22 protein-coding genes and 1 tRNA gene are annotated in these 19244 nt (G+C 65.3%); 7 read left to right on the top strand and 16 right to left on the bottom strand.

Annotated features, from left to right (window positions below; genetic code table 11):
• Window positions 1-48: 48 nt before the first annotated feature.
• Window positions 49-1053 carry a hypothetical protein gene (locus ACP7BY_RS15215; RefSeq protein WP_052192064.1) on the top strand — a complete coding sequence of 335 codons (1005 nt, stop codon included), beginning with the start codon at window positions 49-51 and terminating at the stop codon, window positions 1051-1053.
• On the top strand, window positions 1050-1766 hold the full coding sequence (locus tag ACP7BY_RS15210; RefSeq protein ID WP_033963573.1) for an ATP-binding cassette domain-containing protein: 717 nt from the start codon (window positions 1050-1052) through the stop codon (window positions 1764-1766). The genes ACP7BY_RS15215 and ACP7BY_RS15210 overlap by 4 nt, the downstream gene beginning before the upstream one ends.
• A gap of 70 nt (window positions 1767-1836) precedes the next feature.
• On the opposite strand, the gene ACP7BY_RS15205 is transcribed toward ACP7BY_RS15210, so the two are convergent.
• The 3 genes from ACP7BY_RS15205 to ACP7BY_RS15195 are packed head-to-tail and all read right to left on the bottom strand — an operon-like array spanning window position 1837 to window position 3259.
• Window positions 1837-1986 carry a hypothetical protein gene (locus ACP7BY_RS15205; protein ID WP_169313335.1) on the bottom strand — a complete coding sequence of 50 codons (150 nt, stop codon included), beginning with the start codon at window positions 1984-1986 and terminating at the stop codon, window positions 1837-1839.
• Window positions 1983-2426 (bottom strand): DoxX family protein, encoded by a 444-nt coding sequence (locus ACP7BY_RS15200; RefSeq protein WP_033963557.1) that lies wholly within the window; start codon window positions 2424-2426, stop codon window positions 1983-1985. The genes ACP7BY_RS15205 and ACP7BY_RS15200 overlap by 4 nt, the downstream gene beginning before the upstream one ends.
• Window positions 2411-3259, bottom strand: coding sequence for a DUF1134 domain-containing protein (locus tag ACP7BY_RS15195; protein WP_126845465.1), 849 nt, complete (start codon window positions 3257-3259; stop codon window positions 2411-2413). The genes ACP7BY_RS15200 and ACP7BY_RS15195 overlap by 16 nt, the downstream gene beginning before the upstream one ends.
• A 170-nt stretch (window positions 3260-3429) precedes the next feature.
• Between ACP7BY_RS15195 and ACP7BY_RS15190 the strand changes: the two genes are divergently transcribed.
• Window positions 3430-3522: transfer RNA gene (locus ACP7BY_RS15190), tRNA-Ser, on the top strand.
• A 105-nt stretch (window positions 3523-3627) separates the two neighbouring features.
• On the opposite strand, the gene ACP7BY_RS15185 is transcribed toward ACP7BY_RS15190, so the two are convergent.
• The 3 genes from ACP7BY_RS15185 to ACP7BY_RS15175 all read right to left on the bottom strand — a co-directional run bounded on the left by ACP7BY_RS15185 (window position 3628) and on the right by ACP7BY_RS15175 (window position 6022).
• Window positions 3628-4374 (bottom strand): DNA-binding domain-containing protein, encoded by a 747-nt coding sequence (locus tag ACP7BY_RS15185; RefSeq protein WP_033963553.1) that lies wholly within the window; start codon window positions 4372-4374, stop codon window positions 3628-3630.
• Window positions 4371-5213, bottom strand: coding sequence for a DUF692 domain-containing protein (locus ACP7BY_RS15180; RefSeq protein ID WP_033963552.1), 843 nt, complete (start codon window positions 5211-5213; stop codon window positions 4371-4373). The genes ACP7BY_RS15185 and ACP7BY_RS15180 overlap by 4 nt, the downstream gene beginning before the upstream one ends.
• Window positions 5214-5374: 161 nt before the next feature.
• On the bottom strand, window positions 5375-6022 hold the full coding sequence (locus ACP7BY_RS15175) for an NrsF family protein (RefSeq protein ID WP_033963550.1): 648 nt from the start codon (window positions 6020-6022) through the stop codon (window positions 5375-5377).
• Window positions 6023-6310: 288 nt separating this feature from the next.
• Here ACP7BY_RS15175 and ACP7BY_RS15170 point away from each other — a divergent pair, with 288 nt between their 5' ends.
• Window positions 6311-6997, top strand: a complete 687-nt coding sequence (locus ACP7BY_RS15170) for a hypothetical protein (protein WP_052192061.1) — start codon at window positions 6311-6313, stop codon at window positions 6995-6997.
• A 218-nt stretch (window positions 6998-7215) separates the two neighbouring features.
• On the opposite strand, the gene ACP7BY_RS15165 is transcribed toward ACP7BY_RS15170, so the two are convergent.
• From ACP7BY_RS15165 to ACP7BY_RS15150, 4 genes are read right to left on the bottom strand one after another with little or no spacing between them, the layout of a single operon-like run.
• Window positions 7216-7680 (bottom strand): DoxX family protein, encoded by a 465-nt coding sequence (locus ACP7BY_RS15165; protein ID WP_033963549.1) that lies wholly within the window; start codon window positions 7678-7680, stop codon window positions 7216-7218.
• Window positions 7681-7682: 2 nt separating this feature from the next.
• Window positions 7683-8411, bottom strand: a complete 729-nt coding sequence (locus tag ACP7BY_RS15160) for a DNA-binding domain-containing protein (RefSeq protein ID WP_033963548.1) — start codon at window positions 8409-8411, stop codon at window positions 7683-7685.
• A complete protein-coding gene (locus ACP7BY_RS15155; protein WP_137902695.1) occupies window positions 8404-9237 on the bottom strand; it encodes a DUF692 domain-containing protein in 834 nt (277 codons plus the stop codon). Before ACP7BY_RS15155 ends, ACP7BY_RS15160 begins: the two co-directional genes overlap by 8 nt.
• An 11-nt stretch (window positions 9238-9248) precedes the next feature.
• Entirely contained in the window at window positions 9249-9527 is a 279-nt protein-coding gene (locus ACP7BY_RS15150; RefSeq protein ID WP_033963547.1) for a BufA1 family periplasmic bufferin-type metallophore, read from the bottom strand.
• 238 nt (window positions 9528-9765) lie between these two features.
• Here ACP7BY_RS15150 and ACP7BY_RS15145 point away from each other — a divergent pair, with 238 nt between their 5' ends.
• Window positions 9766-10044, top strand: coding sequence for a hypothetical protein (locus ACP7BY_RS15145; protein WP_033963545.1), 279 nt, complete (start codon window positions 9766-9768; stop codon window positions 10042-10044).
• 79 nt (window positions 10045-10123) lie between these two features.
• Here ACP7BY_RS15145 and ACP7BY_RS15140 read toward each other — a convergent pair whose 3' ends face one another.
• The 4 genes from ACP7BY_RS15140 to ACP7BY_RS15125 form a co-directional block, all read right to left on the bottom strand.
• Window positions 10124-10765 carry an NrsF family protein gene (locus ACP7BY_RS15140; protein ID WP_033963543.1) on the bottom strand — a complete coding sequence of 214 codons (642 nt, stop codon included), beginning with the start codon at window positions 10763-10765 and terminating at the stop codon, window positions 10124-10126.
• Window positions 10755-11291, bottom strand: coding sequence for a sigma-70 family RNA polymerase sigma factor (locus ACP7BY_RS15135; RefSeq protein WP_033963570.1), 537 nt, complete (start codon window positions 11289-11291; stop codon window positions 10755-10757). Before ACP7BY_RS15135 ends, ACP7BY_RS15140 begins: the two co-directional genes overlap by 11 nt.
• A 189-nt stretch (window positions 11292-11480) precedes the next feature.
• Window positions 11481-12431 carry a helix-turn-helix domain-containing protein gene (locus ACP7BY_RS15130; protein WP_249340829.1) on the bottom strand — a complete coding sequence of 317 codons (951 nt, stop codon included), beginning with the start codon at window positions 12429-12431 and terminating at the stop codon, window positions 11481-11483.
• 383 nt (window positions 12432-12814) lie between these two features.
• On the bottom strand, window positions 12815-13363 hold the full coding sequence (locus ACP7BY_RS15125) for a rhodanese-like domain-containing protein (protein ID WP_209516010.1): 549 nt from the start codon (window positions 13361-13363) through the stop codon (window positions 12815-12817).
• A gap of 93 nt (window positions 13364-13456) precedes the next feature.
• Here ACP7BY_RS15125 and ACP7BY_RS15120 point away from each other — a divergent pair, with 93 nt between their 5' ends.
• Together ACP7BY_RS15120 and ACP7BY_RS15115 are read left to right on the top strand one after the other, a co-directional pair.
• Window positions 13457-14254, top strand: a complete 798-nt coding sequence (locus tag ACP7BY_RS15120; RefSeq protein WP_033963539.1) for a quinoprotein dehydrogenase-associated SoxYZ-like carrier — start codon at window positions 13457-13459, stop codon at window positions 14252-14254.
• Complete coding sequence (locus ACP7BY_RS15115) at window positions 14255-15202, top strand: quinoprotein relay system zinc metallohydrolase 1 (protein ID WP_137902696.1); 948 nt, start codon at window positions 14255-14257, stop codon at window positions 15200-15202.
• A 68-nt stretch (window positions 15203-15270) separates the two neighbouring features.
• Here ACP7BY_RS15115 and acs read toward each other — a convergent pair whose 3' ends face one another.
• Entirely contained in the window at window positions 15271-17223 is a 1953-nt protein-coding gene (gene acs, locus ACP7BY_RS15110) for an acetate--CoA ligase (protein ID WP_426288172.1), read from the bottom strand.
• Window positions 17220-19232, bottom strand: coding sequence for a TonB-dependent receptor plug domain-containing protein (locus ACP7BY_RS15105; protein ID WP_033963536.1), 2013 nt, complete (start codon window positions 19230-19232; stop codon window positions 17220-17222). Before ACP7BY_RS15105 ends, acs begins: the two co-directional genes overlap by 4 nt.
• Between the last annotated feature and the right edge of the window lie 12 nt (window positions 19233-19244).

The raw sequence follows: 19244 nt of genomic DNA, 5'->3' as shown, positions 1-19244 counted from the left end.
TTGGACGATCCCAATTGCAGATATGGGCTGACAGGCTAGTCTGCCGCCATGATCTCCCCCGACAGCGACCGTAACCGGCTGTTCCGCCATGACGGGCGCATTGCGATCAACACGATACGCGCCGCGTTTGCAGGATGGAACGACCGCCTTGTCGCTGTGGCCGTGCTGATCATCACATTAGCGATGATCAAATCGTGGCTGGCGGAGCGGCCTTGGACGATCGCGGCGTGGTCGGCAGTCGGTGCCGGTCTCCTCCTCGGCACCAGCGCTGAACGTCTTGTCGCGAAACGTCTGGCGTTCCACGGCTTTGACGGGTTGCTCGCAGTCGACGCGCTGCGCCCAGCAACCCGCAGACGGTATATCGCCGCTTGGCATGGCATCGCGCTCGCCCTGCTGGCCACAGTCCTGCTGGTCGTCGCACCCTCGCTGCTGATCGTCGGCTGTGCGAGCTATTTGGCTGGAACGCTCTTGGCCGCGCTCATGAGCGGCGTCACCGTGCCAAAGAGGTTGGCCGACAGAGTCGGGTCGGCACGGGTAATCCGGGCATGGTTGCGCCATGGGCAAGCGGGTGCCCTTGTCGCCTCGACGCTGCTCGTGGTGCTCCTATTGGAGCGATCGCTTACGCCGAATACGCTGATCGCGATCCTCGGCATCGAGACCACGCTGCTCACACTAGCACTCACCAGCGTCGATTCCGACGTCGTTCGCTTCATGGCGACCACCGGCTATGGGCCATGGCGCATCGTCGGCTATCATGGGAAGAGCATGGCGTACTTCCTCGCGCTCGCGGTGCCGGGATGCTGGCTGATCGCGGGGTCGGTTGCCGCAGCCGTCGTCACGGCGGTCTCGGGCGCGGTGCTGCTGCTTTTGGTCCTGCGCGTCCTCGCTTATTGCCTGCACGGGAAGCGGTTCGCCGATCTCATCGTCTCCATCTTCGCGGGGCTGCTCCTGTTTCTAGCCTATTTCCTGCCGATCGCTTTGCCGTTTCTCGCCGTCGCGATCCTGTGGCAGTTGCAACACCGGGCCCGCACGAAGACGTGGCTGCTGGCATGAGCCCCGCGATCCACCTTGCCGGGGCGGCGGTTGAACGGAGCGGACAGCGTGTCGTGCAGGACGTCGATCTGAGGGTCGCGCGCGGATCGTGGTTCGGCCTCATCGGTGCCAACGGATCGGGCAAGACCAGCTTGCTACGCGCGCTTGCGGGCAGGCTGCCGTTCGCGGCCGGATCGTGTCTGGTCGATGGCCAGGACCTAGCCTCGGATCGCGCCGGACGCGCGCTGCGCTTCGGTTTTTGTCCGCCCGCCCATACGCTGCCGGATAGCGTGCGTGTCCGCGACGTTCTCGAACTGGTCGGCGGCAGCTACGATGATGTCCGCCCCCGTTTGGGGCGGTTGTCCCTCGCCTTGGCGCTCGCCCCACTGCTGGACCGTTGGATCGGCGATTGCTCGGCCGGAATGCGGCAGCGGGTCGCGATCGCCTGCGCCTTTGCGGGCGGTCACCCGCGCGTCATTCTGGATGAGCCGTTCAACTGGCTCGACCCCGTGGCGATCTTTGATGTGCGGGAGGTCTTGCGCAGCATGGTTGATGATGGGCTGACGCTGATCACGGCCCTCCACGATCTCGGCACGCTCGCCGCAGCCTGCGATGCCGGGCTCGTCCTTGCGAACGGCGAAGTTGCTTTGGCGCTGGACGAACACGCGCTTCACACGGCGGCGCAAGACCCGCAGGCTTTCGAGCGACAGACGATTGACCTCCTGCGCTCCTGAACGTGTCTAGGCGCCGGTCCGGCCGCTATTGCTATCCGTCCCCTAACCTTACCCGCCGCAGCGCGAACGCTCACTTCTCGGTGAAGCGCTTCACTTTCACCGGCAAATCCTTGCCCTTGGTGCGGCGCGAGGGGATCTGCACCGGGTTCTTCTTCTTCCACGCGGCCCAGGTCATCGGGCCGTCGGGGGTGTCGATGATGGTGTCGTCGATATCGCTCATCGGAAGCTGCTCCGCCGGTGAAAAGGCCAGTCGATCACGCCGCCGGCGAACAGCGCCCACCACACGATCACCGGCTGAAACAGCAAACGCGGGACATGGTACCACAGGCTCAATCCGCCCGTGCCATGTTCGATATAATCCACCGCATGTTTCACATTGGCGGGATAGACGCACACCGCATACAGCGCCAGCATCACCCCGGCCCACCACCGCCAGCGCGGCAGGAACAGCCCCACCGCCCCGGCAATCTCGCACAGCCCAGTGACGAGGATCACCGCCTTGGGAAAGGGCACGAAGCCGGGGGTTATCGACAGAAACGGCCCCGGCACCGCGACGTGCAATACCCCCGCCGCGAGATAGGCCGCAGCCAGCACCGCGCGGAGCACCGCTCGAGTGCGCGGCGCGGCGCTGGCGGGTCGCTGGCTCAGAAGGGGAACCACTTCGATGTATGGCTGAACTTCATATAGCCAAGGTTCACGCCCTGCCGCCAGCCGACGCCCAGCCGGATCGGGATCAACACGATATTGCCGCGCCGCAAATAGGTCGCGGCGAAGCCACCGACGAAATAGACGCGCCCCTCGCCCGCCGGGAAGCGCTTGTACAGGTCTTCCGAATCGTAGAGGTTGTAGACCAATACGAACACCTTGTTGGCATCACCGCCGAGATCGAAGCCGACCGACGGCCCGGTCCAATAAACCGGCTGCTGCCCCTCGACCTTGTGGAACATCGTGCCCTTGCCATAGCGCAGGCCGACCACCACCGCGCCCGACGCTTCGCGCCCGGCGATATAGGCATTGGGCTGCCCCTGTTCCTTCAGCGTGCGTTCCAGGATCCCGGCGAGGCCGGCCGCACCCTTGCCGAAGGTGCCCTCGGCGGCGTTGAGCAACTCCTGCTTCTGGAAGGTCTGGCTCGCGGCAGATTCGGCATCGGCCCCGTCGCGCGCGGCCGCCTGCGCCCGCTCATCGCGCACGGTGCCATTTTGTCCGCCTGGGGGCGCTGCCGTCGGGGTCGGGCCCGAGAGCGGCACGCTCGACTGCGGGGCGTCCGGATAGCGCGGGGCATCGGGGTAGCGTTGGCTATCGGGTGTGGTCGGCGTGGCGGCGGGATATTGCGGCTGTGCGGGCGCGGGAGCGTTCTGGCCGCGCAGATCGGAATCGATCGCCTGATTGGGGTCGATCGTGCGCACCTGCCCCGCCACCGGGGCGGAGGCGGTAGCAAGCGCCAACACCAAAGCGGCCCCGCTTCTCGGGACGCTGTGCCATCCTGTTCGCATCGTTCTTCTCCCCACGCCTCAATCCGCCCCCGTAACGCCATCGTGCCTGTCGCGACAATGAACCGCGCGGTTGAGCGCGACCAACCGAGTCGATTTTAGGCCAGGTAACATGCGAACGCGCTGTTGATCCGCAGCGCATGCGCGGCTATAGCCCGCCTTCGCCGTGATCCGGAGACGTGGGTGAGTGGCTGAAACCAGCGGTTTGCTAAACCGCCGTACCGGGTTTACTGGTACCGAGGGTTCGAATCCCTCCGTCTCCGCCATTTCGCCTTAAAATCATTGAACAATGTCCCCGATCCGGGGCGGCAACCCGGTTGGCAACCGGTTTCTGCGACGGACTCTCGCGATCAACGGCGAGCGGTTCGATTTTATTGAATGTCGGTGATCAAACCGTCCTGCAGCCAAGACGTCAGATAGCGCCCGGCGGCAAGGACCGCTTCCTCCACACCACTCGTTTCCGCAAGCCGGTCGCACAGCCGGGCGAAGGTCACGCCGGACGCAGCGAGCTGGATGGCGTCCCTTTCCGTTCGCTCGATCGTCGCAAAATGCGGCTGCAGGTCCACCCGCCACACCCGCACCCAGGCCGGTTCGGGCAGCATCTGTGCGGCGGGAACATCATCGCTGGCCGCGATCGCCGTCCAGATCGCACCGCAATTCGTCCTCACCGGTATCAGTTCAAGCGTTGGGACGAAGTGGATGACGGCATCGTCCCAATCGATCTCGGCGAGGCGCGCTGGATCAAATGGCGAAGCATCGGGGCCATCGAACGCGCGTCGCAGGGCCCAATCGAGCGCGGCGATTTCCGCAACCTCCGGGTCCTCGGGATAGCGGGCGTCGATCGTATCGGCGAAACCGATCCCGTAATCGCCCAGCGTCCAGCTGGTCGGGGCGTGAAGGCCGATATGATGGCGCGCCGCAGCTTCGAAAGCGTCGTCTCCGAGCCATGCCCAAAGCCGTTCGTAGCTGTCCTTCAGACAGGCAACCAGCTGAGCGCTATAGGCATTGTGGTAGACGGCGAGCCCCGGCCCGGCCCCGCCGTTGACGGCAACCGGGATCTCGGTCGGTTGGTCGAGCAGAAAGTCCAGGAACGTCCGCTGCAGGGCGAGCAGGCTCATGCCGCGACCGCCATTGCTTCGGTGGCGATCCGGCGGGCGATGTCGAGTTCGGACAGCAGCTCGCCAAGCGGCGGGATGTTGTCGTCGCGTTCGATCATCGCTGCAACCGGGCCCAATCGCGGGTAGATCCGCCTGAACAGGTCCCAAACTGGATCCGGCACCGGCTGGTCGTGCGTGTCGATCAAGCGCTCTCGCCCCTGGCTATGGCCTGCGAGATGGATCTGGCGGACGCGATCGGTAGGGACACCGGCGAGATACTCATAGGGGTCGAAGCCGTTGTTCGTGCCGCTGACATAGATGTTGTTCACGTCGAGGAGGAGATAGCAGCCGGTGCGCTTGGTCATCTCGGTAAGAAACGCCCATTCGGTCATCTGGTCATCGGCGAAGGTCAGGTAGGTCGACGGGTTCTCCAGCACGAGCGGGCGTTCGAGCACGTCCTGCACGTGGAGGATATTGGCGCACACGGCGTCGAGCGCCTCGTCGGTGAACGGCAGGGGCAGAAGGTCGTGCGAATTGACGCGCTCGACCCGCGACCAGCTGAGATGGTCCGACACCCACAAAGGTTGGACTCGGTCGGCGAGCGCCTTGAGCCGCGTGAGATAGTCCGTGCGCACCCCGTCAGCCGAACCGATCGACATCGAAACCCCGTGCATCGCGACGGGCCAACGTTCCCGCACCTGGTCGAGCACATGGAGCGGGCGACCGCCGGCGACCATGAAGTTCTCCGAGATGATCTCGATAAAATCCACGGGGACGGGTTCGGTGAGGAAGTTTTGGAAGTGCGGGATGCGCAGCCCAAGCCCGAACCCCTGAAATGGCGCGATCTCGACGTGCGGCACTGCTGACCTCCCAATGTTGTGCCGGGGCTCGATCCCGGGGGAGACCGACCCGGCACAAAGGGAAGTTCGGTAGCTGGACGTTGAAGGTTACACGGGCGAGGGAAAAATGCGCCTCGTCCGGCTCGGCCGGGGTGCCAGCGACAAGGCTGGAGCCGCCGATCTCACCATCGCAGGAGGCGGGGACCCGCAACCGCGCCAAGCAACGTCGCAGCGGCAAGGCCAAGCGAGTACCAGAGCAGGACAAACCCCGGCGAGCTTTCGCTGCAGTGCAGCGCGTAGATCGTCGCACCGGTGCCGCCCGAGACGAGGCCCACCGCCGCGCCTGCCGCCCGCAGCCGTGTCGGTGCCAGCCGCGACATCGCCCACATCAACCCGACGAACACAGGCAGCGCGAGCGCGGCGACGTAAGCGGGGCACTGCCACCAGCTCGTCCCCATCCAGAACGCCTTGGAATCGCCGGCTGGGGCCGCGGCCCAGCGCATCGCGGCGATTGCCGCCAACGCCGCGACCGGGGGCCAAAGCAGCCGCGACCAGTGAAGCTTCGCCGCGTCGGGCCTGCTCAGCCGGTCAAGCGCCACGAAACCCAGGGACGCAATCGACGCTGTGTAAAGCAGCTTGATCCAGAACGACGGGGTGATGACAGCTGTCGCGATGTCGGGCCGCGGCCCAAGGCTGGGCCAGAAGAGCACCGCGACCCCGGCGACCACTGCGCCGGTGATGAGCCCCTTACGGAGAAGGATTTTCGTCGCCCCGCGCGGCACCGGCTGCAAGCCGCTGGATAGTTCAGCAATCAACGCTTCGGTGTTCATGAAATGCTCCGTCGATCACTCGGCCGACGGGCCTCCACGCCGCGAGTCTTCCCTACATTCGGTGCACAGGAGCAATCGGTTACGCCGAACGAAGATTGAACGGAACCGCCCCGCCCCGGCCGCCGGATCGGGAGAGGCGAGCGTCTGATCCAGGAAGCCGCTCCGCCAGCCCGTGCGATCGTCTTGTCGTTCGACGAGAAGAGCCAAATTCAGGCCCTCGACCGATCCCAGCCCGGCTTGCCGCTCAAGAAGGGGGCGTGTAAATCGGCGTCGGGGAGCGATTGAGGCGTGACCGTAGGTCTCACATTCACGAAGAGCGCCCGTCGGGTCGGGATCGTGGCGGCTAGCGGGACTGCTTTCCTTGGTGCCGTATACGTCGCGACGCTGATCGCTGGCCTTTTGTCGCTCCGGTCGCTGCAGCAACCGATTCCGGACCCGCTATTCTCTTTTCTGGAGATCGAGATCCTCTTGCTGATGCCGCTATTCGTCGCGCTTATGGTTTCGGTACATGCATGGGCCGGCGCGGGTGCCAAGGTGTTCAGCCTTATGGCTCTTGTCTTCGCGGGCGTCTTGGCGGGCCTGACATCCGCCTTACACTTCGTCATACTTATTGTCGGCCACCAAGCAGCGTTCTCCAAACTGTCGCCCCTGTTGCTGTCGTTCAAATGGCCCTCGGTAGCCTATGCGATCGACATTCTTGGGTGGGACATTTTCTTCGCGCTATCCGTGCTGTGGGCGGCTCCAGTCTTCAGCGGCGGTCGGCTCGCCACGACGATACGCGTGCTACTGGCAACCAGCGGGACGCTGGCGCTTGCCGGGCTGAGTGGCGTCGTCCTTGGCGACATGCGGTTCCGCAACATCGGAATCGTTGGTTACGCAGGTGTTTTTCCAAGCACGGCGGTGCTGCTCGCGATCCTATTTCAACAGTCGCCGCCTCAAAACGCCTGCCAGGCGGAACGCCCGGTAGTTTCGTAGCCCACTCACGATTGCGCCAGCGGATCACTTCCCGCTGACGTTCACCGCTACGCGCAGTGTGGTCGCAGGCGGCGAGCTGGCAAAAATGCCGCAGCGCAAGGCCGTGCTGCCCCGCGCCAAGGTGCCAGATGTCCGCCGCCACCTTGCTGTGCAAGATTCCCCACGCAGCATAGCAAAGCGCGCCGCGCCGCGAGAGCAGCGGCGCGCTTTGCCGGTGGTCAGTCTGCGGCATAATCCCGTGCCTTGCGCTCGCGCTTCGGATCCAGGCCCAGCAGATAGTCGAGCGAGAATTTGCCGCCGCCACGGAAGATGATTGGGAGCAGGAGGCCTGCCCAGCTCAAATGGGTCGGCCATGCGTCCGGGTAGACGAACACCTCGATGACCGTGGTCATGCCGAGCAGACCCAGGGCGGCGACCCGGTTGAACAGGCCAAGGACCAGCAGGATCGGAAACAGATGCTCCTGGTAAGTCGCCAGATGCGCAGCGACATGCGGCGGGATCAGCGGGATCTTATAGTCGGTCTCGAACAACGAGTACGTGCTGTCGGTGATGTGCAGAATACCATCGACCTTGGTCCGGCCCGACATGAAGAAGACCGCAGCGACTCCGAAGCGTGCGACCAGCAGCAGGATCGAGCCGGGAAACCGATCGAGCAGCGAGCAGAAGCGGGCGTAGTAGTTCATTCTCATTCTCCCCTTGGAATATCTTCGGCGAAGGCACCGGCGGACAGCAGCAATGCGAATGTCGAGGCGACGTCTCCGCCTTCGCTCGACGCGTTGGCAGCGGCCTCGGCGAGCGTCTTGCCCGCGAGAAAAGCTCTGGTCGGCCCGTCGATGACGCGGACCTCGACCGCATCGCTTGGGCGCGTGACGAGGATGATCTCCCGATCCCAGGCGATCGCATCGAGCGCGTCGGGTGGGGCGTCGGGCTGGTGCGCAAGCCATAGGCTCGCCGCCGGCATCAGCGCCTTCGCGATCCGCGTTGCGGGGTGCCAGTGCAGGGGCGCCTCGGGATCGATGCCTCGGGAAAGGGCCGCCGCATCCAGCGGCGGGCGGTCCGCGGCAAACAGCGCCTCGGTCACATTGCGTTCGAGCATCGCGACGGGCCCAAGATACGGTGCTTCCGCAAAGGGGGTCCAAGCGTCGACGAAGGGCCCGAACCTGTCGCCATAGAGGCACAGACGCGCCTCGCGTGGCGGTACCGCCTCGATATAGGAGGTTGCGCACGCGGCGAACGCTTCCTCTCCAACCATGGCCGCCGTCACCGGGTAGTTGGCGAACAGCGCGTCGCGTGCCGCCTTGCTTGCGGTATTGCGATGGACCGCGAGCGCGCGCCGCATCGCGGGGTCGTTCGACGGATCCGGGGAGGCGAGCATCGTGCCGAAGGCGTGCTGGAAATCGGCGGCATCAAGCATCGATCGACATCCTCTGCTCGAGCAGGCGGTGGGCGCGGTCGCGCTCCAGCATCAGATCCTGGAAGGGCGGCATTTCGTCGTCGCGTTCGATCAGGGTCGGACGCGGCCCGACGCGGTCGATCAGGCGTTGGTAGAGCAGCCAGACGGGGTCGGAGACCGGCGCATCGTGGCTATCGATCAGCAACCCGCTATCAGGGTCGGGATCGGGGCGATGCCCGGCGAGATGGACTTCGCCGATGATCGACGCCGGGATCGCGTCGAGCCGAACCTCGGGCGAGAACCGTAGGTTGGCGGCGCTGACGAAGATGTTGTTCACATCGACCAGCAAACCGCATCCGGTGCGCCGTGCCAGCTCCGACAGGAAGGTCGCTTCGTCGAGTTCGTGTCCCGGCAGGTCAATATAAAGGGACGGGTTCTCGACCATGATCGTTCGGCCAAGCGCGTCCTGCACGCGCGCCACGTTACCTGCAGTGATGTCGAGGGCCTGGCGCGTTCGCGGAAACGGGAGGAAATCGGAGTGATGAGCACCCTCCCACTTTTGCCATGCGAGATGGTCGGAGATGGCGGCCGGGCGGATCAGGTCGGCGAGGGCCCGCAGCCTGCGGAGGTGATCCTCCGCAGGCGGTTCCACCGACGCCAGCGAGAGGCCGACGCCGTGGAGCGAGATCGCGAAGCGCTCCGCCAGCGCGACGAGCGCTCGCAGGCGCGGTCCGCCATCGACCATGTAGTTTTCGGCGTGGACCTCGAACCACAGGCCCGGGTTACGCGCTGTCAGCGCTTCATCGAGATGCTCGAGCTTGAAACCCAGGCCTGCGGTCATGATCATCGGTCGACTCCTCAGGCACCCGGCGTGAGCGAGCCGAAGCCCTTGGGAGTCTTGATCTTGGCGCAGGTGCCGGCCGGCACGAGCTTCCACGCGTCCTTCTGATAGTTGACCTTGGAAGTGCCCGCGCAGGTGGTGCCGGCACCGGCCTTGCAGTCGTTCTTGCCGGCCTTGGCGACGCCGTAGCATTTCTCCATCGGCTTGCTCGCCTGGGCGTGGGCGGCCGTGGTGGCACCGGCTGCGAGGGACGCGAGCAGCAGGGCGCTGAGCGCGGTGGTGGTACGACTTGTCATCTTACGGTCTCCAATTCAGCCTCACGTGCGGCGGTCCGTCGGGAAGGGAGGGAGCGCCGCACGGTGGTCCGGGAGGCTGACAGGGTCGGACCACGACGATGAGTCCGCTGGGACGCGCGCCCCGGTTACAGGTCGCCCCCGCAGTTAGATTTTAAAATGCGTCTGTAACCGCCCGTCATCGCGCGGCGAAAACATGGCTGCCACTCGGCAAGTCAACGTCTCAATTCAGGAGTTTGCTATGAAGACCTTCAAGACCGGCGCTGCCATCGCCTCCGCCGCCGCCATGCTCGCCTTCGCAGGTGTCGCATCCGTGAGCCCGGCGCAGGCTGCTGGCGCACACGCATCGGGCAAGGTGCAGCCCTGTTACGGCGTCAATTCGTGCAAGGGCCAGTCGGACTGCAAGTCGGGCACGCATGACTGCAAGGGCCAGAACGACTGCAAGGGCCAGGGTTTCAAGGACCTCTCCGCCAAGTCGTGCGCCAAGATGGGCGGCAGCCTCACCCCGAAGGCGGGCTGAACAGCCGTTGGGCTCGGTTGAACGGCCGGGCCCGACTTACGCGGAATATCGTCCGGCGGCGTAAAGCTGTCGGGCGGTATTACCAGCGTGAGGTCAAGGGGAGGATGGCACGCGCGACCAGCGTGATGGCCGCGCAACCGAGCGCGTACCAGAACACGATGTAGAAGGGATCGTCGCTCGGGCAGTGAAAGGCGAAGATAAATGCGCCCCACGCGGCTGCGGCTACGCCGACGGCCGATGCGCTCGCCTCAAGATCGGTCGGCGCACCTCGGCGCATCATATATCCAAGGGCGATCACGGGCGGAACCGAAAGGACCGTCATGACGGCCAGGCACTCGACGCCCATTCGCCACATCAATCGGGCAGCGAGCCCATCCAGGCCTTGACCGGCAACGTCGATAACCACGCCGACCAAGACGATCGCCGTGAGGGCAAGCCCCCAGCGGCGAAGCCCCTTTCGTGGCAGGGACACCGGGCTGAAGGACTGCAAAGCGACATTCACGCCAATAAGCGCGAGGATTCCGAGCCCCGCCATCTTCCACCAGAAGGCCGCACGGCCGAGCGCCGCGCCGAGATCGGGCCGGATCGTGCCAAGCGCCAGGAAGCCGACGAGTTCGACGACGGCTAATATGAGGAGGGTGACAAATTGGGGGCCGAGCCTCGGCCGGGGCACCGGACGAAGATCCCCTACCAGTTTATCGATCAGCGCATCATTCGACATCGGCTTGCTTCTGAACAATCATGGCTAACCGCGCCAGCCCCCGGTGGATATTCACCTTGATAAGGGATCCGGACTGGCCGGTCCTTTCGGAGGCTTCCTCAACCGAAAAACCCTCGATTTTCACGAGCCGAATCGCTTCGGCCTGTGCGGGTTTCAACTCGGTCATCAACCGCGCCAAAATCACCGAGCTGGTCACGTTGCGCTCATGGTCCTCAACAGCGATCTCTTCAGGGAGTTCCTCGGTCCGGGAGCGGCTCATCGACCGCAGGCGATCGATCCATTTGTACCGGGCGACCGCCATCAGCCACGGCTTGAACGGCCTTTCCGGGTCGTAGGTGTGCCGTTTTTCGTGGATTGCAATCAACGTGTCCTGAACGGCATCGTCCACCATAGCGGGGGGAAGGCGGCGTGCGTAAAAACCCTTCAGCCAATGCCTGATCTCGTCCAGCAGCCGCCGATAGGCGGCGGCATGCCCCTCTTGGGCCGCAGCCATCAATTGACCCCATTGGTCCGCGGTCTCGCTCATCGACGAGCTCCCCGGCACCAGGACCGCAGCGCTGGCCGATCGTTGAACCGCAAGACGAAGGTGGGGTTGCACGTCCCGTCATTCGGCGGAACCGGCTGGACGGTTACAGCCTCGCCCAAAATAAAAACGCGTGGGGTCTTTTTGCCCGCCACCGATATGCGTCGTGCTCTCACTGCCGAAAACTTTCGCTCATTGCGCATCCTGGGCATCCCCGTTCAGGCCGTTCCGGCGCATGCGCGTCGGATCGATGCCGAATGCGTTGCGAAAGCTGCGACTGAAATGGCTGCGGCTGGCGAAGCCCGCATGATTGGCGATGTCGGAGATCGAAAGGTCCGTCGACAAGACGAGCTGCCGCGCTTTGTCGAGACGTGCGCGGTTCACGAACTCCATCGGCGGCGACCCAACCGTCTCCGCAAAGACTTTCGCGAATTTGGACCTGCTCATGCCGGCCGCGCGGGCAAGATCGGCCAGACTATGATGTGAGGCCGGATCCTCGACGACCCGCGCCACCGCCCGCGCCAGGGACGGCCGCTCGAACAGGCCGGGGAGGACTTCCCGCGAGCCACGGTCCTGAGCGGATCGGCGCAATGCCAGGATCAGGCACGCCTTCATCAGCGATCCGATGAGTGCTTTGCTCCCCAGTGCCGCGACGCCTGTTTCACGAAGGATCGTCGAGAAGGCGACGCCAACGACCGGTTCATCGGCGACATACGAACAGATCGGCTCTTTCAGCCCCTCGAACGGCCCGAACGATCCACCGATGTCGGCCTTGATCTGGCCGCAGGCGACAACGACGCTGCCCGGGCTTCCCATCGTAGCGTCGTAGTGCATCAAGCCGTCGCGCCGCCTGCTGCATGTCTCCTGCGAAGTGAGGATCTTGGAGGGCGTGGCCGAACCGCCGATCACCTGATCGATATATGCCGGTACCAGGACCACGCTGCCCACCGGTGCCTCGATGCACGCGCCGTCGGCGAGGCCGAGATAGAGCGTACCCGCGAGAATGAAGTGGACCTCGATCTTGTCGAGCTGCTTGATTTCAATCGCCGAGGTCGCGGTGAACTCGCAGACTGCGAACTCCTTCACGTTCACCGCGAGCGCAGCAAGAATCTGGTCGATCGCGGCGTCGTTCATAACCGGCATAGTGTGCCGTTTTGTCGCAATGATTCCAGACGATTCGCAACGAAGACAAAAATACGGATGATGCGGCACGTCGGTGGATGATCCGGCACGGGCGCATGCGTACAGGCTCGATTATCGATACGGCACGCGTTGGGAGTTCCAAAGAACGGCAGCGACGCGGCTGCAGCCATCCGCATGAAGTCCAGGGCCGCCCTTTGGTACGCTCGTTCGTATTCGCTGGTCATCGTACTCAATGGGCGGCGGCGCTGCCTGCTCAGCGTCATCGACGACTACAGCCGGGAATGCCGGGTGCCAGGACACCGGCGTCGAGTGGCACGACTGGCGTCTCTCTTGCGCGCCTGACGAACCATCGCAGGTCCAAGCGACACTCCATAAAATTCGGTTCATCCCGCTGGAACCGTCAGCGTCACGGCAAAGCCCGCCTCCTTCCAACCGTCGAGCCCGTCGGCGAACCAGCGTATGTCGGGCAGCCCTGCGCGATGCAGGCGCAGTGCGGCGTTCCAGCTCATCCAGCAATCGGCCTGGCAGAACACGACAAGCGGGCGATGGGGGTGCCGGGCAGCCAGACGGCGCACGCCGAGCAGCATGGCTTGCTCGATCCCGGGGTCGAGTTCGCCGCGCCCGCTCTCGGCGAACCAATGCGCGCCTGGGATCGAGGCATGCGGCTCGGCAAGACTCCATCGTCCGGTCTCGACGTCGCGGAGCGCACCGGGTGCAGGATTGACGTCGATAAAAATGGCACCCGCCCGCCACAAGGCATGTGCCTGCGCGACGTCGACGCGCCTGACACCTTCGGGGATTGAAGGGATCACGCCGCGATAATGGCTCATTCGATAACCTGTAATCGGATCGAACAGTGGGGCTTCGGCTGGGGGGCGGGAGTCGGCCTGTACCACACCCCCGGTCGAGGCTAGCACTGCCACCGCAAGCATGATTGCCCTTCGCATCCGCAACGCTCCGCTTGGCCCAAAGTCGCATAGTAGCAGGCGTCGCCGCGCTGCTAAGCTGTGCTTTGGGAGAAGATTATGGTCGTATCGTCGCTACCCTGGATCGGGGGGCTATTGCTGGCGCTGGCACCGCTACCGGCGCACGCGACCCTGCCCGCCGATCCGCTCGGATCGCCGATGTGGCAGCGATTGGGCGACACGCTGTTCGGCAACGACCCCGTCCGCTTCGACGATCGCGTTCATGTGATCTTTCCCGAAATCGCCGAAAACCAGACCAGCTTTCCCGTGACAGTCGACGCGCGCGGCATTGAGGGGGTGAAGCGTATCCTGCTGTTCGCCGACCTTAACCCAATTCCGCTTGCGATCGATTATACGCTCGCCGGTGCCCGGGCGTTTCTTGCGACGCGAATCAAGCTCGACCAGCGCACCCCGGTGCGCGGTGCGGTGCAGCTCGCCGATGGCAGTTGGCTCGTCGGCGGCGGCTGGATCGATGCAGCGGGCGGGGGCTGCTCGACCCCGCCGACAAGTCGTGTCAGGGGCGATTGGGCAGACCATCTCGGCGAAGTCCGCGGTGTCGCGGTGCGCGGGGCCGACGGCACACACATCCGGGTGGCCTTCCGCCACCCGATGGATACCGGCTTCGTCGCGAACATCCCGACGTACAATCTCGACACGCTCACCCTGAGCGGGGCGGGCAAGGCATACGGAACGATGCGGATCGAGGCGTCGGTCGCCGAGGATCCGACGATCTCGATCATCGCCGAGACAGCAGCGGGCGAGACGGTGGCCGTGCGCGCCAGCGACACCAACGGGATCCGCTATGACGGGTCGCTCGCGGTGCGCGAGGCGACACCCGCGCTGGCCGCGGTCCGCTAGATGATCGATCGCCGGATCGCATTGGCGGGTCTGCTTGGCGCGATCGCGCTGCCGGCCCGCGCCCAGCCGCTCGCCTATCGGATCATTCCCGAGAAGGTTGCCGATGGGCTGTGGGTCGTGCGAGGCGTCGATGCGCCGATCGCGATGGCCAATGGTGGCGCGATCGCCAATATCACGATTCTCGCAACCGAGGGCGGGACCGTGCTCGTCGATTGCGGCCCGTCGCTGCGCTATGGCGTCGCGCTCAAGCAGGCGGCCCAAGCGCTGACCGGCCAGCCGGTGGTTCGCGTCTATCTGACCCATCTCCACCCCGACCATATTTATGGTGCCGCCGCTTTCGCGCCCGGGATCGTCGCGGCCACGCCACAATTGGCGAACCTCTTGAAGAGCGAGGGTGCCGGCTTTTCTGATGGGATGTACCGGCTGCTCGGCGATTGGATGCGCGGGACCGAATTCACGCCGCCGGGCGCGATCCTGACGGCCGATCACGAAACATTCGGGGCACGGCGGTTTCGACTGCTCCCGCTGGCGGGACACAGCCCGGCCGACCTCGCGATCCTCGACGAAGCGAGCGGAACGCTGATCGCAGGCGACCTCGTGTTCCATGATCGCGCGCCCTCCACCCCACATGCCGACCTGGAGAAATGGCACGATTCGCTGAAGACGCTCGAAGCGTTGGGTCACAAGCGCGTCGTGCCGGGACATGGCCCGGTCGATCCCACCCCCGCCACTGCGATCGTCCAGACGCGCGACTGGCTCGACTGGCTCGCCGCCACACTGCGCGCGTCGGTCATCGCCGGCGATGACAATGTCGCGGCGGGCAACGTCATGATCCCGGCACGTTTCGCGACGCTGCAGGCCGCGCGCTACGAACTGCAGCGCTCCGTCGCTCATCTCTATCCGGGGCTTGAGGCCGAGCTCCTGCCCCGGATCGACGCAGGGCGCTGACGCTCCGCATAGGCTCCTGCGCACACGGAGCGCTCTCTTTTGCGAGGAAACACGGCGAGACGCGTGTGTTATCCGACGCGGTTGGCGATCAAATCGTCGACCACCGCCGGGTCGGCCAGCGTGCTGGTATCGCCGAGCGTGGCGATGTCCCCCTCGGCGATCTTGCGCAGGATCCGGCGCATGATCTTGCCTGACCGCGTCTTGGGCAGGCCGGGGGTGAACTGGATCGCGTCGGGCGTTGCGATCGGGCCGATTTCGGTGCGGACCCACGCCACCAGATCCTTGCGCAACGCTGCGCTCGGCACCTCGCCGGTATTGAGCGTGACATAGGCGTAAATCCCCTGCCCCTTGATGTCGTGTGGGAAGCCAACCACCGCCGCCTCGACGACGGCGCGGTGCAGCACGAGCGCCGATTCCACCTCGGCAGTTCCCATGCGATGCCCCGAAACATTGATGACGTCATCGACGCGGCCAGTGATCCACCAATACCCGTCGGCGTCGCGTCGTGCGCCGTCACCGGTGAAATAGACGCCGGGATAGGCCGAGAAATAGGTCTCGAAAAAGCGCGCATGGTCGCCCCAGACGGTCCGCATCTGCCCCGGCCAGCTCCGCGTGAGGACGAGATTGCCCTCGATCGCTCCCTCGAGCACCGCGCCCGCCGCATCGACCAGCGCCGGCTCGACCCCGAAGAACGGGACACTCGCGGCACCGGGCTTGAGCGGCGTCGCACCGGGCAGCGGCGTAATCATGTGCCCGCCGGTCTCGGTTTGCCACCATGTATCGACGATCGGGCAGCGCCCCTCACCGACGATCTCATGATACCAGCGCCACGCCTCGGGATTGATCGGCTCGCCGACCGAACCGAGCAGGCGGAGCGAGGCGCGACTGGTCTGCGTGACGAAGCCGTCGCCCTCGCGCATCAGCGCACGTAGCGCGGTCGGCGCGGTATAGAGTTGCGTCACCTGATGGCGATCGACCACTTGCCAGATCCGCGCCGGGGTCGGCCAGTTGGGCACGCCCTCGTACATCAGCGTGGTAACGCCGTTGGCGAGCGGGCCATAGACGATATAGCTGTGCCCGGTGACCCACCCGATGTCGGCGGCGCACCAATAGGTGTCGCCGTCGCGGCAATCGAACACGCAGGCATGGGTATAGGCCGCCCAGAGCAGATAGCCGCCGGTGGTGTGAAGCACGCCCTTGGGCTTGCCCGTCGATCCTGACGTGTAGAGCAGGAACAGCGGATCTTCCGCGTTCATCCATTCGGGCGGGCACTCGGCATCCACCTGCGCCGCGGCCTCGTGATACCAGACGTCGCGTCCGTCCTGCATCGCGACGGGGCCGCCGGTCGCGCGCAGCACGATGACCGTGTCGAGGCAGGTGGTGAGTTTGGCGGCGGCATCGACATTGGTCTTGAGCGGGATGCATTTGCCGCCGCGACAGCCCTCGTCGGCTGTGATGACGATATGGCTGTCGCAATCGGTGATCCGCCCGGCCAGCGCCTCGGGCGAAAAGCCGCCGAAGACGATGGAATGGATCGCGCCGATTCGCGCGCACGCCAGCATCGCGAACGCCGCCTCGGGGATCATCGGCAGATATAGCGTTACGCGGTCACCCTTACGCACGCCCTGCGCCTTCAGCACGTTGGCGAAGCGGCACACTTCGGCATGGAGTTCGGTAAAGGTGATGTGGCGCGCAGGGCGATCGGGAGCGTCGGGCTCCCACACGATCGCGACCTGATCGCCGCGCGTCGCGAGATGCCGGTCGATGCAATTGACCGAGACGTTGAGCACCCCATCGGCGAACCAGCGCACGCCGAAATCGGCTTCGTGGAAACTGCTTTGATTGGCCACGCTCGGCGGGGTGAACCAGTCGAGCCGTTCTGCCTGTTCGAGCCAAAACCGATCGGCGTCGTCGAGCGAGCGGGCATAGTCCGTCGTATAGCGTTCCGCGGTGATCGTCGCCTCGGTCGCCCAGTTGGTCGGAACGGGATAGATATCTGGCGTCACGTCTGTCTTCCTCATCGCAAGCGCACGCCGATCCACAGCGTGCGCGGGGTGCCGACGTCGATCGATCCCGCCGCGTTGCGGGTGATCACCGTTTCGTCGGAAAGATTTTCGCCGCGCAGGACGACCGCCACACGCCTGGCGACGGGCAGTGTGAGCACCCCGTCGAGCGTCGTCGCGGACGGGAGCACGTCGGTCTGCAGATCGTCCTCATATTGCTTGCCGACATAGCGCGCGGTGAGCGAGGCGGCGAAACCACGCGGCGATGCCCAGGCGAGCGTCGCGCTGCCGCTGTGCCGCGGGCTCTGCGCCGGGATGAAGCCATCAAGCTGTCGCGATGCACCCGATGCGTGGACCCGGCTGTCGCTGAACGCATAGGAGCCATCGACCGAAAAGCGCCCGCGCGCGGCCCGCGCGGTGAGCTCGATCCCCTTGGCGACGATCGCATCGACGTTGCGGCGTTGGCGCAGATTGGGCCCGATCGTGACGTTGGCGATCGCGCCGTCGAGGCGGTTGTAGAAGCCGGTGATGCCGAGGGTGACGCCAGCGACCGGCGTGAGGTCGAGCCCGGCCTCGGCTCCGCGCAGCCGTTCGAGCCCGAGCGCCGCATTAGCTTGCGTGGTAATCGGGAAAACCACAAACGGGCGATAGAGTTCGTTGAGCGTCGGCAAGCGGAAGCCGGTATAACCCGCCGCGCGCAGCGCGAGTGCGTCGCTCGCGTGGAACAGCGCGCCCGCGCGCCCGGTGCCCTCAAACCCATGACGGTCGTGATAGCGCGTGTCGGTGGTCGTCGCGCCTGTCGCGCTGGCCTCGTGGAAGAAGCCCTGGGTGATCGTCCAGCGATCGCCACGAACACCGGCGGTCAGCACCAGTCGCCCGAGCGTCCAGTCATCCTCGACGAACAGACCGGTCGTGCTGGTATGGCCCCCGGCATTGCGCCGCGCGGTGACCGCGCCGCTCGCGGCATAGGCGTCTTCGTACAATTCGCCGTCGCCGAGCCGGACATCGGCACCGATGCGCAGAACATGGTCGGCCCCGACCGGCGGGCGCAGCTCGATCTTGCCGCCAACCCCCGTCGCCGGCGTGTTGCGCTGGTCGAGCGTGAGCTTGAAGCTGGTCGCGCTGATTACGCGGTTGGAAAAATTGCGCGCCTGGACATATGCCAGCGCATCGATCGCCCAATCCCCGCGATGGATTAGCCGGACGCTGGCATCCTCCCCCTCGCTGCTGCTGTTCGCGCCCACAAAGCGGAGCGTCCGCTCGTCGCGATACAGCAGACCGCGCACCTGGAGTTCGGTCTGCGCATCGATCGGCACGACCGCGCGAATGGTGCCCGATCCATCCCGGTAGCGCGCGCGGACGGTCGCGGCGGTGAACTGGGATGGCGGCGTGGTGTAAAAACCGTCGCCGCGCTCGAACTTGCCCGACACGCTGACGAACCCGCCGCCAATATCGGGCGAGACACTTGCCGACACTTCCTGCGCGTTGTTGCTGCCGTAGAAGGCCTCCGCCGCAATCGTCGGCAGGTCGTGGCGGGTCGCACTCGCCAGCTCGATTGTCCCCGCGACGGCACCGGCACCGAACGCACCCGCGCCGCCGCCGCGCGTCACGCGCACGCCAGCGAGCCGATCCGCCGAGATCGCATTGAAGGGAATGTACCCGAAGAACGGATCGGCCAGCGGGACACCGTCGAGCAGCACAAGCGCGCGGCTCGACGCATTGCCGCCGAGCGCGCGCAACGTCACACCCTGCGCCGAAGGGTTGGCCGAGCGACTGTCCGATCGGCGGAATTGCTGGAACCCCGCAACGTCGAGCAGCACGTCCTCGACCCGCCCAGTCGCATCGCTGGTCAAGCGCGAACGGCCGATCGTTACCGAGCCATAGGCCGGCATCCCCGGCGGAAGCGGAAGCGGCTGGCCGAGCACCACGATATCGGCGGGATCGGCAGACGGTGCGGGGCTTTGCTGCGCGAGCGCAGACGATGGAACCACCAACGCCAGCAACGGAAGGAATGACGAGCGACGCATGACGGGCCGGCG

It is taken from the genome of Sphingomonas sp. PSPC2-2 (genome assembly GCF_049897725.1).
Lineage (GTDB): Bacteria > Pseudomonadota > Alphaproteobacteria > Sphingomonadales > Sphingomonadaceae > Sphingomonas.
Note: the sequence above shows the minus strand (reverse complement) of the source record. Positions and strands in the feature narration are given on the sequence as shown.